General features: G+C 63.9%; 12 protein-coding genes and 1 pseudogene. 6 read left to right on the top strand and 7 right to left on the bottom strand.

Features of this window, described 5'->3' with window-relative positions:
* Positions 1–27: 27 nt before the first annotated feature.
* Positions 28–939 carry a sulfate adenylyltransferase subunit CysD gene (gene cysD, locus K9B33_RS03645; RefSeq protein ID WP_224546771.1) on the bottom strand — a complete coding sequence of 304 codons (912 nt, stop codon included), beginning with the start codon at positions 937–939 and terminating at the stop codon, positions 28–30.
* Between the two features lie 85 nt (positions 940–1,024).
* On the opposite strand from cysD, the gene K9B33_RS03640 reads away from it, so the two are divergent.
* Positions 1,025–2,110 (top strand): helix-turn-helix transcriptional regulator, encoded by a 1,086-nt coding sequence (locus K9B33_RS03640; RefSeq protein ID WP_224546770.1) that lies wholly within the window; start codon positions 1,025–1,027, stop codon positions 2,108–2,110.
* A 329-nt stretch (positions 2,111–2,439) separates the two neighbouring features.
* Here K9B33_RS03640 and K9B33_RS03635 read toward each other — a convergent pair whose 3' ends face one another.
* Positions 2,440–4,596, bottom strand: a complete 2,157-nt coding sequence (locus tag K9B33_RS03635; RefSeq protein ID WP_224546769.1) for a TonB-dependent receptor plug domain-containing protein — start codon at positions 4,594–4,596, stop codon at positions 2,440–2,442.
* 163 nt (positions 4,597–4,759) lie between these two features.
* Here K9B33_RS03635 and K9B33_RS03630 point away from each other — a divergent pair, with 163 nt between their 5' ends.
* From K9B33_RS03630 to K9B33_RS03615, 4 genes and pseudogenes are all read left to right on the top strand, one after another.
* Positions 4,760–5,203 (top strand): hypothetical protein, encoded by a 444-nt coding sequence (locus K9B33_RS03630; RefSeq protein WP_224546768.1) that lies wholly within the window; start codon positions 4,760–4,762, stop codon positions 5,201–5,203.
* 125 nt (positions 5,204–5,328) lie between these two features.
* Positions 5,329–5,739, top strand: a pseudogene (locus tag K9B33_RS03625) (cytochrome-c peroxidase); the annotation flags it as partial.
* 64 nt (positions 5,740–5,803) lie between these two features.
* Complete coding sequence (locus K9B33_RS03620) at positions 5,804–7,123, top strand: GMC family oxidoreductase (RefSeq protein WP_224546767.1); 1,320 nt, start codon at positions 5,804–5,806, stop codon at positions 7,121–7,123.
* Entirely contained in the window at positions 7,120–8,610 is a 1,491-nt protein-coding gene (locus K9B33_RS03615; protein WP_224546766.1) for an aldehyde dehydrogenase family protein, read from the top strand. The genes K9B33_RS03620 and K9B33_RS03615 overlap by 4 nt, the downstream gene beginning before the upstream one ends.
* A gap of 9 nt (positions 8,611–8,619) precedes the next feature.
* Here the strand turns inward: K9B33_RS03615 and K9B33_RS03610 are convergent, their stop codons facing one another.
* The 5 genes from K9B33_RS03610 to K9B33_RS03590 all read right to left on the bottom strand — a co-directional run bounded on the left by K9B33_RS03610 (position 8,620) and on the right by K9B33_RS03590 (position 12,817).
* The gene (locus K9B33_RS03610) at positions 8,620–9,369 is read right to left on the bottom strand and encodes an SDR family NAD(P)-dependent oxidoreductase (protein ID WP_224546764.1); all 750 of its coding nucleotides are present in this window, start codon (positions 9,367–9,369) and stop codon (positions 8,620–8,622) included.
* Positions 9,370–9,474: 105 nt separating this feature from the next.
* Complete coding sequence (locus K9B33_RS03605; protein WP_224546762.1) at positions 9,475–10,653, bottom strand: hypothetical protein; 1,179 nt, start codon at positions 10,651–10,653, stop codon at positions 9,475–9,477.
* Positions 10,640–11,785 (bottom strand): sulfotransferase family protein, encoded by a 1,146-nt coding sequence (locus K9B33_RS03600; RefSeq protein ID WP_224546760.1) that lies wholly within the window; start codon positions 11,783–11,785, stop codon positions 10,640–10,642. The genes K9B33_RS03605 and K9B33_RS03600 overlap by 14 nt, the downstream gene beginning before the upstream one ends.
* Before the next feature lie 121 nt (positions 11,786–11,906).
* Positions 11,907–12,284 carry a helix-turn-helix domain-containing protein gene (locus K9B33_RS03595; protein ID WP_224547082.1) on the bottom strand — a complete coding sequence of 126 codons (378 nt, stop codon included), beginning with the start codon at positions 12,282–12,284 and terminating at the stop codon, positions 11,907–11,909.
* Positions 12,167–12,817 (bottom strand): hypothetical protein, encoded by a 651-nt coding sequence (locus K9B33_RS03590; RefSeq protein ID WP_224547097.1) that lies wholly within the window; start codon positions 12,815–12,817, stop codon positions 12,167–12,169. Before K9B33_RS03590 ends, K9B33_RS03595 begins: the two co-directional genes overlap by 118 nt.
* 367 nt (positions 12,818–13,184) lie before the next feature.
* Here K9B33_RS03590 and K9B33_RS03585 point away from each other — a divergent pair, with 367 nt between their 5' ends.
* The gene (locus tag K9B33_RS03585; protein ID WP_224546758.1) at positions 13,185–14,759 is read left to right on the top strand and encodes a Re/Si-specific NAD(P)(+) transhydrogenase subunit alpha; all 1,575 of its coding nucleotides are present in this window, start codon (positions 13,185–13,187) and stop codon (positions 14,757–14,759) included.
* Positions 14,760–14,765: the final 6 nt, after the last annotated feature.

Genomic DNA, 14,765 nt, shown 5'->3' with positions numbered 1-14,765 from the left:
CAGGGCGAATGATGGGAGCGTGAAGGTTCAGAAGTAGCCTTCCTGCTTCTTCTTCTCCATGCCGGCGCCGCCCGCATCCTTGTCGATCGCGCGGCCCTGCCGTTCCGAAGTGGTGGTGAGCAGCGTTTCCTGGATCACTTCGGGCAAGGTCTTGGCCGTGCTTTCGACCGCACCGGTCAGCGGATAGCAACCCAGCGTGCGGAAGCGGATCGAGCGCATCACCGGCGTCTCGCCCGGTTGCAACGGGAAGCGATCGTCATCGACCATCAGCAACATGCCATCGCGCTCCACCGTCGGGCGTTCGTCCGCGAAATAGAGCGGCACGATCGGCACATCGTTGAGATGAATATATTGCCAGATATCCAGCTCGGTCCAGTTGCTGATCGGGAAGATGCGGATGCTCTCGCCCTTGTTCTTGCGCGCATTGTAGAGGTTCCACAATTCGGGCCGCTGATTTTTGGGATCCCAGCCGTGCGACGCGGTGCGGAAGGAGAAGATGCGCTCCTTGGCCCGGCTCTTTTCCTCATCGCGTCGCGCGCCACCGAACGCCGCGTCGAAACCGTAGAGGTTGAGCGCCTGCTTCAAGCCTTCCGTCTTCCACATGTCGGTGTGCAGCGCGCCATGATCGAACGGGTTGATACCGCGGTCCATCGCTTCCTGGTTGCGATAGACCAGCAACTCCATGCCGCTTTCCTGCGCCATTCGGTCGCGTAGCTTGTACATTTCCTGGAATTTCCACGTCGTATCGACGTGCAGCAGCGGGAAGGGCGGTGGCGAAGGGTAGAACGCCTTGCGCGCCAGATGCAGCATCACGGCGCTATCCTTGCCAACGGAATAGAGCATCACCGGCTTCTCGGCCTCCGCCACAACCTCACGCAGGATGTGGATGCTCTCGGCCTCCAGCCGCTCAAGATGGGTCAGTGTCTTCGCGTCCATCATAGATCCTCGCAATCTTCTTGCGTGCAGCTTTGGCAGCAAGCAACTAACATTGGACCTCCCATATGGGAGGGTGTACGATCGACCCATGCGATTGGATGATTCCGGCCTGCTGGTGAGCCTGAACGAGGGCATGTTCCAGCAGCCTCTCTGGCATGATTTTCTCGAACGGCTGCGCAGCCGGATGCAGGTCCGTTACGCCAGCCTCGCTTTCCGTCCGATTGATGAGAAGAGCATCGTGGAGCTTTACGCCGGCCCCGCGATTCCACCGCATCTCGACCGGCTATTTGCCGAGAAATTCGCGCGCGATCCCTTACCTTATCGGGACATGCGGGAAGGACGGGTCTATTCGCTGTCCGAGCTGGTCCCGCCAGACAATGTCGAGCTGCAATCCTATCGCAACGATTTTCTACGTGGCCTGGGCGTGGAGGATATAAGATCCGTTCGGGTGACCGAAAGCAGCGGGGTGGATGCCTGGCTGAGTTGCGCGGGCCCACGCATATCGTCATCGGCGACGGCACTGCTGACCGCGCTCGCACCACATCTGCGCGCGGCGTTGCGCGGCTTCGTGGCGCTTGAGCGCGAGAAATTGCGATCGACCCTGACCTCCGAAGCCTTCGGGCGACTCAATTTCGGCTGGCTGACGCTGGACGCCCAGTGCCGCATCCTCGACATGACCGCCCATGTCGAGCAACTGTTCCAGCGCAACAGCATCCTGCGGCGAGGGCGGTACGACCGACTGACCCCGACATCGCTGGGGCTGGACCGCGAACTGACCGCGCTGGTCAAGACCTTCGCCCAGGATGCGGAGGCGCGTCCGCGCGCGATCAACCTGAGCCGCGACCCATGGATGGACATGCTGGTCGCGCCGTTCCGCGGACAGTCGATGGCGGCGGGCGGCGCTCCGGTGGCGATCGTCTATCTGAGCGGCGATCGATCGTCGCAGGCGGATCGGTGCGAGCAGTTGGTCGATCTGTTCGGATTGCTGCCCAGCGAAGCGCGGCTCGCCTGGGAAATGGGCCAAGGCATTCCAATCATGCAGGCCGCCGCCAATCTGGGGCTGACGGTCGAGACGGCGCGCAACTATTCCAAGAAAATCTACGCCAAGATGGGTGCGCGCGGTCAGGCCGAGCTGGTGCGGATCATCCTGAGCAGCGTACTGGCGATCGCCTGACGGGGGACGCTGCGACGGCGAGCTGGACAGTTGTACGCCGAACGCAGCGGACGATGATACTTAACATAATATATATTATCGTATTTCTATGTTGTAGGCGCAACTTAGAGATGGCGCTCCCCGCAAGTTAGAGATGTCGCAGCTCAGCGTGCTTCGCGGTTTCGGGTGGCATGTTCTCTCTAGGTTGGGAGGACGCGCCCAAGTCGATCGCTCCTGCCCCCAGCGACCGGGTGGTGCGGCGATCCGGTACGAAGATACCCCGCCATATCGCGCCTTTACCTTTGACTTGCCGTGTGCGTCTTTGCAGGCAAGCGCACCGGACATCCGCGTCAATATTTCGCCCTGATACTGGCGAACAGGCTGCGACCTGGTTCGGGAAAACCGTCGGTCAGCATATAATAGTCGTCGAAGAGGTTGCGTGCCCCGACGCCGATCTCGATGCCGGGACGGATGGCGTAGTCGACCCGAATAGCTGCATTGACGTAAGCGCCGGTACGGTAGTAGCGCGCGGGCTGCGTCGCTGGCGTGGCGGTGAAGATCGTCCAGCGGTTCGACGCGAGGTCGACGCTGGGCACAATGTGCAGCGCGGCGACCGGCGACCAGTCGAGATAGGCGAACCCCTTGTGCGTCGGCACGCCGGTCGGCCGGAAGAGCGCGTTTGTGGGGTCCGTCAGGTCGCGCTTGATACCAGTATAGTTGAAACCGGCGTCGAGGCCGGACGTGATCGTCGCCGATACGGACAGTTCGACGCCATAATATTCGCCTTTGCCGACATTGCGGCTCTGGGTCATGTTGCGCAACGCGCACCCCGCCGTGGGAACGGCAGGCGGCAGGGTCGATGCCGTGCAGGGATAGGCCGGCGTGAGAATGCCGAAAATGGCGTTGCGCACCCAACTGTAGAAGGCCGCGCCCTCGACGCGGATCGTGCCGTCGGTCCAGCTACCGCCGATTTCCGCATTGGTGGCGCGTTCGGACCTCAGGTCCGGGTTGGGGATCGCCTGATTGAAGCGCTGGCTGAACCGTTCGAAAATGGTCGGGAAGCGCGTGCGTGAGGACAGGCTGACGTGCAGCCGGATCGCATCGGCCGCCTGCCAGTCCAGCCGGCCCTGCGCATTCCAGGCGTCGCTGTCGCGGCGGGGATATTGATAGATGACCGATGGCCCGCCCGACGTGCCCAAGGGCGCGCCATATTCCTGCGCCTGTTCCAGATTGCGCCAGTCGAAGCTGCCGCCCAGCGTGAAGGTCAGCGCGGGCGATAGCCGGAGTTCATTTTCCAGCGCAACCGAATAGGTGTCTTCGGTCTGCGTCTGACGCGGTTCGGTCGTCCCCACCCCGGCCGTCGAGAAGCTGGTCTGGAACTCCACATGCTTGTCGTGGCGATAATGGTAGGCCAGCCGCAGCGTATCCGCGTCGGTCGCGCGGAAATCCAGTTGCAGCGATCCGCCCCACGCCTTGTCCGCATAGGGGCTGTCGAACGCGAAGGGCCGGGTCTGGCTGGATTGGGCGCGCGTGTCGAAGGACCGCAGGATCGAATCGAACTGGTTGTAATAACCGCGCGTCTTTATCGTCGCGCGATCGCCCAGCGCCGTGGTCGAAAGGAAATAGACGCTGGTGATATTCCATTGCGGCCAGTCCCAGAAACGCGGCGTCGTTATCGTGTCGCTGATGTGAAGCGGCGCGCCCTTAGACCCTTCCTGATAGGTGTAGCTCAGCGCATATTCGTCGGTCGCATTGGGGGTGAAGCCGACCTTTGCATTGACGCGCCAATCCTCCGTCCGGGAAAAGTCGCGGGCGCCGCCATCCTCCAGCGCGGGGACGCGCGGGGTGAAATCATTGGGCAGATCCCAATGATCGGTGAAACTGCGCGCATAGCTGGCCTGTGCGTACCATTTGTCATGCTTCGTGCCGATCATGGCCGACGTCGTGTAGCCGGCATAGTCGGTGTCATTGTCGAAATTGACCGACCCGCGCACGTCGATGTCGAGCGCCTTGGTCGGCTTGCGGGTGACGAGGTTGATCGCGCCGCCCATCGCGCCGGGGCCGTCAAGGACGGAGGCATAGCCTTTGGCGACCTGAACCTCGGCAATGTCGGTCGTCAGGAAGCGGCCATAGTCGAGCCGGTTGTCGGCAGGCAGATAGACGCGGATGCCGTCGATCGACAGCGGCACCTGGAACCGGTCGAAACCGCGCACGAAGACAAGACGTTCATTGCGTGTCCCCCCACTATTGCCGGCCGACACGCCGGGCATCAGATTGACCGCGTCGTCGAGCGCGTTGCGACCGAACGTGTAGATTGCTTCGGACGAAAGCGTAGCGCCGTCGATCTCGATGCCCGTCGTCCTGGGCGCCGTGACGATGATCTGACCGAGCGAGAAGCGCGTATCCGGCGCATCTGCGTCGGGCGCCGCCGTCTGGGCGCTCGCGCAGGAAAGAGCGGACGCAAACATGCCGGAGGCCAGCAAAGCGGCAAGATAGTATCGGCGCATAGACATTCCCCTGTTCACGGTCGTTCGACTCGCTATATCCGGGCGTATATAGACAAGGTTCGCGAAAGGAACCCCCATGCGCACGCCATCGATTTTTTGGACCATATCGTTGCTGGCGCTGAGTGGAGCCGTCCCTGCTGCAGCGCAAATGGTAGATACGCCCATGACCCAGAGTTGCGACGCGCCGGCCGATCTGCCCGACGCAATGGCCACCTGGCGCAATCCCGTGACGGCCAGAAGCGGTGCGGCCGCCGGGAGTGGCCCTGCGTTGGCGGCCGGGCAGGCGGTGACGATGGAATTGCTGCCGACGCCCGACGTGCGATATCCTGTCCGCCCGGCCAAACCCGGCGGGTCGGTCAGCTATGGCGGCGTGGCGCGCTTCACGGTGGACAAGGCCGGGACATGGCGGGTAGCGCTGGGATCTGGCGCCTGGGTCGATGTGGTCAAGGGCAAGGCGGCCATGACATCGGTCGCGCACGGCCATGGACCGGACTGTTCGGGCATCCGCAAGATGGTCGATTATGACCTTCAGCCCGGCGACTATGTACTGCAGGTGGCGGCGAACGGCACCGACAGCCTGCCATTGCTGGTGACGCGCCTGCCGTGAGGCCGGCGTTTCAGGCCGTAGTGCTGCTGGCGAGTGCGGTGCTGCTGCTCGGCGCCGGCACGGCGCGGTGGCATTGGCGGCTGCCCCCGGATGTCCAAGCGCCGCCAGTGCCTGCCTACAACGCAATGAGCGCGATCAAGGTCGAGCTGGGACGACGGCTGTTCTACGACGCGGACCTGTCGGCCAATGGGACGATGGCGTGCGCGGCCTGCCATGAACAGAAGCGCGGCTTTGCCGATGGCAATGCGACCCGCCCCGGCGTTCATGGCGACCCCGGCCGACGCAACGTGCCGGGGCTGGCCAATGTCGCCTGGCGACCGGTGCTGACATGGGGCGATCCGCGCGTGACGACGCTCGAAGCGCAGGCGATCATCCCGCTGCTGGGCGAGCGGCCTGTGGAAATGGGGATGAAGGCGCTGGAGGCCGAGTTGCCGCGACGATTGGGCAGGGATGCCTGCTATGTCCGCATGTTCGCCCGCGCCTTTCCCGGACGAATGGGCCGGATCGATACGGGCACGGTCAGCGCCGCCCTGGCTGCGTTTCAGCGCACGATGATTGCGCTCGACAGTCCCTGGGATCGCTATCGCGCGGGCGAGATGGATGCCCTGTCGCCGCTGGCGCGACAAGGCGCAGCCCAGTTCGCTGCGCCAGACCATGGGCCGGCATTTCGTCGCGCTGGAGGACCATGCGCTGGGCGCCAAGGCGTGGCGGGGCGCGGGCGGCCCGCTCAAGATCAGCGTCCACCCTTCGGGCGACCCGCTGTGCGAAGCCTTCCTGATTGCCGCCGGACAGGCCGGGACGCAACGGGTGGACGACATGAACGACATGCCGGCCGTGACCGAGGGCGGCATGGGCTATCAGCCGACATCCACCTATCGCGGCAAACGCTTCTCCGCCTCCCGCGCCTTTCTCAAGCCTGTGCGAGGCCGACCGAATCTGGATGTTTTGCCGCAGACCGACGCCCTGCGCATCCTGTTCGACGGGCAGCGGGCGAGCGGCATCCTGCTGCGCAACAAGGATGGCGAGCATGAGGTCGCCGCCCGGCGGGAGATCATCCTGTCCGCAGGCGCGGTGCAGAGTCCTAAGCTGCTGCAATTGTCCGGCATCGGTCCCCGCGCCCTGCTCGAATCGCTCGGCATTCCGATCGTTGTCGATGCGCCCGGCGTCGGCGCCAACCTTCGCGAACATCGCTATCTGGGCTTCAACTACCGGGTCCGGGGGAACAGCCTGAACCAAAAACTGTCCGGCCTGGGCCTCATCATGTCGGCTTTGCGCTATGCTTTCGGATCGAAAGGCCCGCTGACCCATGCGGCGCATGAAGTGGGCGGTTTCGTCAAGACCGATGCCACCCTCGACCGGCCGGACGCACAGGTTGGCATGGGCCTCTATTCCTTCCACACGGACGACAAAGGGGCGGTGGCTCTCGACCCTTATCCCGGCAGGACCGTCATCGCCTATTATATGCGGCCGGACAGCCAGGGCCATGTCCGGATAAGCTCGGCCGATCCGGATGTCCCGCCGGTCATCGACGCCAATCATCTGGCCACGGATGCCGACCGACGCCATTTCGTCGCCCTCTTCCGCTGGCTCCGCCGCCTTGCGCAACAGCCCGCGCTCAAGGACTGGATTGTCGAGGAAACGGGCAAGACCGTCGGCATAGAGGCAGACGAGGACATTCTAGCCAACGCCATAGCCCTTGGCGGAACATCCTTCCACATTTGCGGGACGTGCCGCATGGGCGCGGATGACGCCGCCGTCGTCGATCCCCAGCTTCGCGTGCGCGGCGTCACCGGTCTGCGCGTGGTCGACACCTCCATCATGCCGACCATCGTGTCGGGCAATACCAATGCGCCGGCCATGGCCATCGCACTCAACGCCGCGGACATGATTCTGCAGCCCCATCAGGAACCCGTGATATGACCGTGCCTTTCACCGCATTCGACAAGCTCTATATCGATGGCGCCTGGGTCGATGGCGGGAGCGAACGCGACGCTATCATCAATCCCGCGACCGAAGCGGTGATCGGCCACGCGCCGGTGGGCAATGCCGCCGCAGTGGAGGCAGCGATCGGGGCCGCGCGCGATGCGTTCGACACGGGCATCTGGCCGCGCATGGCCATGTCCGAACGCGCGACGTACCTGCGCCGGATGCATGGCGCGCTGGACGCCCGCAGGCAGCAGATCGCGGCGCTGATCGTCGCGGAAGTCGGCTGTTCGCAGGGCATCACCCAAGGCATGCAGGTCGCCAATCCGCTCGATCATCTGTTGGCCGCGCTCGACCATTCGACACGCGACGACAGCGTCCGCCTGCCTGTCGACATCACCCCCGATCCCTTCAATCCCACCGGGCCGAAGAAGATCGGCGGGACGACCGTGGTACGCGAGCCGGTGGGCGTCGTCGCGGCCATCACCGGCTATAATTTTCCCTTTCTCATCAATCTGGCGAAGATCGTGCCCGCGCTGCTCGCCGGCAATACGATGGTCTTGAAGCCGTCGCCCTTCACCCCCTTTTCCGCGCTGCTGTTCGGGGAGATCGCCGAGGAGATCGACCTGCCCAGGGGCGTTCTGAACGTCGTGACCGGCGGACCGGAGGTCGGCACGACCCTGACCAGCGATCCGCGCGTCGACCTCGTCACCTTCACCGGGTCCGAAGGCGTGGGCGCCGCGATCATGGCGCAGGCCGCCCCCACGCTGAAGCGCGTGCACCTGGAACTGGGCGGCAAGTCCGCGCTGATCGTCCGTCATGACGCCGACGTCGCCCGCGCCGCCGGCATGGCGGTCGCGGTCCTTTCGGTCAATGCGGGCCAGGGCTGCGCCCTGCTGACGCGCCTCGTCGTCCATAACAGCATCCGCAAGGCCTTCGTCGAAACCGCCTGCGCCATCGCCAGCCAGTTCAGGATCGGCGATCCTGCCGATCCCACCGTGGCGATGGGTCCGCTGATCCGCGAATCGCAGCGGGCAAAGGTCGAAAGGCTGATCGCCATCGGCCGCGACGAGGGCGCGCGGATCGCGCATGGCGGCGGACGTCCGGCCGGCCTCGACAAGGGCTTCTTCACCGACATCACGATCTTCGACGATGTCGACAACAAGATGACGATCGCCCAGGAAGAAGTGTTCGGCCCGGTCGGCTGCGTCATCGGTTTCGATACCGACGAAGAGGCGATCCGCATCGCCAACGACAGCCGCTATGGCCTGAACGGCGGCATCGAAACCGCCGACGCCGCCAAAGGCTATGTGATGGCGATGCAGATCCGCGCCGGCAGCGTCATGCTCAACGGCGGCACCGGGCGCATGACCTATGCGCCGATCGGGGGCTACAAGCGCTCCGGCGTCGGACGGGAATATGGTCCGGACTGGCTGCACGAATATCAAAATCAGAAGTCGGTCTTTTACCCGGTCGGTCGATAGAGAGGCGACCTAGCCGGCGGTGATGCCGCCGTCGACCGCCCAGCACGCCCCATGCACATGGCGCGCGCGATCGGAAGCGAGGAACAGCAGCGGTTCGGCCACGTCCTCGGGCGGGCATGGCGGGCGCATGCCCGTGTAGCGGGCCAGCAACCGAGGATCGGCGAAATCGGGGAAGGCCATGCCCTGCGTCATTTCCGTCCGCATCGGGCCGGGCGAGAGGATGTTGATCCGCACGGGACTGTCCATCATCTCCATCGCGAGCGAAAGCGTCAGGCCGACCAGTCCGAATTTGGAGGCGGCATAGGGCGCCAGATAGGCCTGTCCCATGAAACCGGCGGTCGAGGCGACGCAGACGATATTGCCCCTGCTCTCGATAAGGTGCGGCATGGCCGCCTGCATGAGGAAGAAGGGACCGGACAGGTTGGAGGCGATGGTCCGGTGCCATTCCTCCTCCTGAATGTCCACCAGGCGGTGGAACATGACATCGGCGGCGATATTGCACAGCACATCCAGCCGGCCGAAGGCGGTCATCGCCGCTTCGACCACCTTCACGCAGCCACGCGGCTCGCCAAGGTCACACGCCAGTTCGACAGATCGGCCTCCTGCCTCGCGGATCAGACGCCCGGTCTCTTCCAGCTTGGCCCGCCTGCGCCCGACCAGGCATAGCGCCGCGCCTTCCCGCGCGAACGCAAGGCTCGCCGCCCGGCCCAGCCCCGATCCGGCGCCAGTGACCAGTACGACCTTGCCCGCAAAGTCCATGCGCCTCCCCCTTCCCAAACCGCGGCCGGAAAAATGCCGGGCGCTGTCTTCGTCATAGCGGGGCGTGCATAGCGACCATCCTTTCGCCCGATGGGGTCGATCCCGTCACCAGCGCCGTCGCCATTGCGCACCACGCCGGCGACGCCGGATCGTCTCGTCGCGCTGCGCCGGCGTGACCAGCGGGGTGTCGCCTGGAAGATGCGCGCGCAACTCCGCCGCCGGCACGATCCTGAGCGTCGGCTCAGGCCCGGAACTCGCCCCGGTCCAGCGCAGCATCAGCGACCCTTCGTCGCGGCCGGCCGGATCGAGCCAGTTGGGCACGCCCGGATCGTCCAGGGCGATGACGGCTCGGAAGCGGCCGTCCCTGTCCAGCCGCGCCTGCGCTGCGTTGAGGCTGCTCTGATGGTTGATCCAGTCGATCGTATTCCACAGCGGATCGTTGAGCTGCACATTCCAGTAGCGCACCTGATCGGGCACCGCCGTGTCGATGATCATCGCCTCGCCGGGTTCCAGCCGGAAGATGCCCTGATAATAATGCTGCCCGGCAACGCCGCCACGACCGGCCCAGTCGTCATATTCCAGCCTGTTGACGAAGCCCCGCGCCCGCTGCCGCTGACCATAGCCCAGGGCGAATGCGGCATAGCGTTCGACGAAGGCCGACAGGCGGTCGAGCCGGTGGGCGATCTCGGCTGCTGGCACCGGGCCGGCGCCCACGCGCCGGTCGACCCTTTCGATCGCGATGCGCAGATCGCGCCCCGCGCCCCAGTCATAATAAGCATGGCGCAGGCCGATGGTGACGGCGCGCGGGTCTAGCGGGAACCAGTCGCCCGCACCATCCTTGGGCCGCTCACCGCCCAACAGGATGTCGAATGCGCCGTCCGGGCCCAATGTACAGGCATCCAGATCGATCATGCCCACAGAAGGCCCCAGATCCTCCATCGGTCCCAAGCCGCCCGCGACCAGATCGAGGAACACGAACACCCCGTCCCCGCGCGTGCCCGACAGCCTGTAGACGCCGCTGCCGTCGATCCGCGCCGCGCCATAGATGAAGTCGGGATTGACTCCGACGGTGTTGAGGATGTTGCTGACCGACGGCACGAAATCGGGATGATCGGGATCGGCGAAGGCCGTCTGATAGCCGGTGGCGAGGATGGCGAACAACAGCCGATGCGCTTCGGCTCTGGCCTGCGGGTCGCCCGGATCGGCCAGCCTGTCCAGCACGCCGTCCGCCCCCGCCATCCGGTCCAGCCAGGCACGCCATTGCGACGGTTCAGAGATAGGCATGGTAGGTCTCGATATAGTCGGCGAACCTGTCGCTGACCTTTTCGGCAGTCAGGCCATAATCGGCCAGCGTATAGCTCCGCGGTCCATGCTTGCCCGCCGGATTCTCCCGCAGCCAGCCCACTATGCCGGCTTCCGAGTCCGGTGTGAAATCCCAGCCGAAATGGTCATAGGCGGCCCGAATGGTCGAGACCGGGTCCGCGACCAGATCCTTGTAGCGCATGTCGTAGATCGGCAGATCCGTGTGCGCCTTGCGGTAATCCATGCAGCATTTCACCCCGTCCCACCAGAGTTGCAGGAACTCGGCGCCAAGCGCATGCAAGTCGAGCTGGTCGTAGGACGGCCCGCGGATGACGCTAATCAGTTGGGAAATGGAGGCGATGACGGTGGTCGGGTCGCGATGCGGCTGGATGAAGAGCGCATCGGGATAGACCCTGCGCAGCGCCGGGAGCTTGTACATATGCTCCTGGATCTTGAGCACCCAATGCCGGCCGGGATGGCGCCAGCCCAGATGCTGAAGCCACATCTTGTGGACTTCGTAGCGGAAGGTCGCGTCGATGCCCTTGAACCAGTCGTAGAAGCGCGGGAGATGCTGGAACATGCACGGATTGCTGCTCTGAAAGGCGGTCGTCATGAACGACCCGCATTCCTGAGGAATTCTGGCGCCCAGCGGATGAGCCTTCAGCAATTCGTCGGCGTCACCGCCCAGTTGCGCGCGCAGATGTTCGTCGAACCGGGCGATCCGCGGGTCGGTATCGGCGGTTGCGGCTTCGGGCGGGGGCGATGGCTCGGCCACTTCCCACATCAGCGGCGTACGGACCTGCGGGTCGCCTTCCATCAGCGCGTGCAGGAAACTGGTGCCGCACCGGGGCAGGCCCAGGATGAAGAGCGGCTGCCGGATTTCGACGTCGGCAATCTCGGGATAGCGTGCCCGGTCGTCGGCGATCGCCTTCAGCCGGGACAGGTCGTCGGCGATGATGTGCAGCGCCCGCGCATGGCCATTGGCGTTGAGCGCCCGGTCTTCCGCCATCGAGGCGAGCAGCTGCTCCAGTCCGGGCCGCACATTGTCCCGCAGATAATCGGGCAGCGGATATCGTGCCAGCAGCGCGTCCGCCTCGGGAAATCCAAATGTCATTGCCATCCTCTCTCAAGCCGGTCTGACGACCATTTTGGTCAGGATGACTGGTCCGGACACCGCTGAAAAGCGCAGGCGGCATCGATGTCGCCTATCGAAAACAGATGTCGGAAATTGCGGCTCAGTGAGTCAGAAACCGGTTACGGAACTGCTGCGGCGAACAGCCTTCCATCTGGCGGAAGGCCACGCCGAAACTTGCCGTATTGGCGAAGCCGCAGCGATAGGCGATTTCCTTGACCAGAAGCGACCGGTCCATCAGCAGATCCTTCGCCAGGGCCAGCATATGACGTCGGCAAAAGGCCGCGGGACTTTCGCCCGTCGCGGCGCGGAACAGGCGTTCATAATGCCGGACACCGACCCCTCGTTCTGCCGCCAGCTTCGCTATCTCGACCTTGCCGGGCTGTTCTCGGATATAGGCGACAAGTCTGGCCAGATAACGCTGGTCCAACGCTGGGCCGCTGGAGAAGTCCGGTCGCGTTTCCGGGCCGAATTGCTGCACGATTTCGGCCGCCAATCCATGCTGATCGAATCCAGAATAATCTGCGAACACAGCCCTGGCGCCATTATTTCCTGCTGTGCCCGCAGCAAGAGCGCCCTGATATGGGGATTGCGCATATCGATGGTATCACGCAACTGTCGGTCGGACAGTTCCATCGACAATCCGGTAAGCGCGCGAACATCTATCCGACAAAAAAGCGATCTCTGCTCGCGCTCCTTCCAATGCATCTGGAACGGCCGCGCCCAGGGATAGAAGCGCACTTCTCCCTGGGCACAAAAGTCGGCCGCGGAAGCGAGATAACGGCCCATGGAGGGAAAGCGCGTCACCTCGAAATAGCTGCACGGCGGCGTGAAGGCGATCTCCCTACGCTCCCGCCAGAAAAAGCGGCGCACTTCAAAGCGCGCACCCATCGCCGCGACGGCAGCATCGAGCGACGTCTCGAACTCCTGCGGAAATAGGAAATCCAGGCTTGCGCGATCCGGAGGACCGGAAGCCTCGAACGATTGTGTCGGCATCTCGACTTTCCCCTGCATTCGCATTCTCGATCATCCCGCTCGCGAGCCATCAATCAATCTGATTTGGCATGCAAATGCCGATCCACGACATGAGCGCAGAAATCCGTTATCCGCCCGACAACGGGTACCCATCATCGTCGCCTCAAAAAGCAGGCCGAAAAGCCGCCAATCACGCATTTGCATGACCTGACCGACAAACTGCCAAGCGCGTACCACGCCCGGTCGTGCGCCCCATCCGCCGGATATGACGCAGACTTAGCGATCGAAGTACTAAACTTCACCTTCTATGCCCTCAAGTCTTTCAGTATAGCCCAATGAGGATCGATCGACCATTAGCCTATCTGCAAGGTCGCATCCGCGCGAGAAAAAGGGGGAGGAAGGAAGAGTGAGAATAGGTGCACCCAGAGAAGTGGCGAAGGGGGAAGCGCGTGTTGCGCTGACACCTGACAGCGCCCTGCAACTGCAAAAGCTAGGCCATGAATGTTTTGTCGAGAGCGGAGCCGGCAAAGCGGCCGGCTTTGACGACGACAATTATCGCGCCGCAGGCGTGACTGTGGTTCCAACCGCTGGCGAATTGTGGGCCGCGTCGGATGTCATCGTCAAAGTGCGTCCGCCCGAAGCAGATGAGGCAGCCCGGCTCGCCGCAGGCAAGACGCTGATCTCCTTCTTCTATCCCGGCCAGCGCAGCGAAGAATTGGGCGCCATCAGCAAGACTGGCGCCAATGTCATTGCGATGGACATGGTGCCGCGCATTTCGCGCGCGCAGAAGATGGACGCACTGTCGTCCATGGCGAACATCGCCGGCTATCGCGCGGTGATCGAGGCTGGCGCCAATTTCGGCCGCTTCTTCACGGGGCAGGTAACGGCGGCGGGCAAGGTGCCGCCGGCCAGGGTGCTGGTGATCGGCGCCGGCGTCGCCGGCCTGGCCGCGATCGGCGCGGCCACATCGCTCGGCGCGATCACGCTGGCCTTCGACGTCCGGCCCGAAGTCGCCGAACAGATCGAATCGATGGGCGCGCAGTTCGTCTATCTCGACTTTTCGGAGGAACAGCAGGACGGCGCGGCGACCGGTGGCTATGCCGCCCCGTCCAGCCCCGAATTCCGCGAAGCCCAGCTCAAGAAGTTCCGTGAACTGGCGCCGACCGTCGACATCGTCATTTCCACCGCGCTTATTCCGGGGCGTGATGCGCCGGTCCTGTGGACGAAGGACATGGTCGAAGCCATGCGGCCCGGATCGGTCATCGTGGATCTGGCGGCGGAACGCGGCGGCAATTGCGAACTGACCGTCACGGACGAGAAGATCGTGTCCCCGAACGGCGTCACGATCATCGGCTATACCGACTTTCCCAGCCGGATGGCAGCGCAGTCCAGTTCGCTCTATGCCAGCAATATCCGCCACATGCTCTTTGACCTGACGCCGGGCAAGGATGGCGTGATCGTCCATAATATGGAGGATGACGTGATCCGCGGCGCGACCGTCGCCTTTGAAGGGGAGGTCAGCTTCCCGCCGCCGCCACCCAAGATCAAGGCGATCGCGGCCCAGAAGCCCAAGCCCAAGGCCGAGGAACTGACGCCCGAACAGAAACGGGCGAAGGACGTCGCCGCGTTCAAGGCGCAGACCCGGTCGCAGGTCACGACTTTGATCGTCGCCGCGATTCTATTGATCGCGGTCGGCGCCGTAGCGCCCGCCAGCTTCATGGCGCATTTCACGGTGTTCGTGCTGGCCTGTTTCGTTGGCTTCCAGGTGATCTGGAATGTCAGCCATGCGCTGCATACGCCACTGATGGCGGTGACCAACGCCATTTCCGGGATCATCGTGGTGGGGGCCATGCTCCAGGTCGTGGCATCCAATAACGTGGTGCTCGCGCTGGCGACGATCGCGATCCTGATCGCGTCGATCAACATCGTTGGCGGCTTCCTGGTCACGCGCCGTATGCTGGCCATGTTCCAGCGGTCCTAAGGGGGT

It is taken from the genome of Sphingobium sp. 3R8 (assembly GCF_020166615.1).
GTDB lineage: Bacteria > Pseudomonadota > Alphaproteobacteria > Sphingomonadales > Sphingomonadaceae > Sphingobium > Sphingobium bisphenolicum.
The sequence above is the reverse complement of the archived record's forward strand: the minus strand, read 5'-3'. Positions and strand labels throughout refer to the sequence as shown.

Bases quoted from the DNA above. Each gene is read 5' to 3' on its own strand.
- cysD (WP_224546771.1), bottom strand. From the start codon at position 939: ATGATGGACGCGAAGACACTGACCCATCTTGAGCGGCTGGAGGCCGAG.
- K9B33_RS03640 (WP_224546770.1), top strand. From the start codon at position 1,025: ATGCGATTGGATGATTCCGGCCTGCTGGTGAGCCTGAACGAGGGCATG.
- K9B33_RS03635 (WP_224546769.1), bottom strand. From the start codon at position 4,596: ATGCGCCGATACTATCTTGCCGCTTTGCTGGCCTCCGGCATGTTTGCG.
- K9B33_RS03630 (WP_224546768.1), top strand. From the start codon at position 4,760: ATGACCCAGAGTTGCGACGCGCCGGCCGATCTGCCCGACGCAATGGCC.
- K9B33_RS03620 (WP_224546767.1), top strand. From the start codon at position 5,804: ATGCCCTGTCGCCGCTGGCGCGACAAGGCGCAGCCCAGTTCGCTGCGC.
- K9B33_RS03615 (WP_224546766.1), top strand. From the start codon at position 7,120: ATGACCGTGCCTTTCACCGCATTCGACAAGCTCTATATCGATGGCGCC.
- K9B33_RS03610 (WP_224546764.1), bottom strand. From the start codon at position 9,369: ATGGACTTTGCGGGCAAGGTCGTACTGGTCACTGGCGCCGGATCGGGG.
- K9B33_RS03605 (WP_224546762.1), bottom strand. From the start codon at position 10,653: ATGCCTATCTCTGAACCGTCGCAATGGCGTGCCTGGCTGGACCGGATG.
- K9B33_RS03600 (WP_224546760.1), bottom strand. From the start codon at position 11,785: ATGACATTTGGATTTCCCGAGGCGGACGCGCTGCTGGCACGATATCCG.
- K9B33_RS03590 (WP_224547097.1), bottom strand. From the start codon at position 12,817: ATGCAGGGGAAAGTCGAGATGCCGACACAATCGTTCGAGGCTTCCGGT.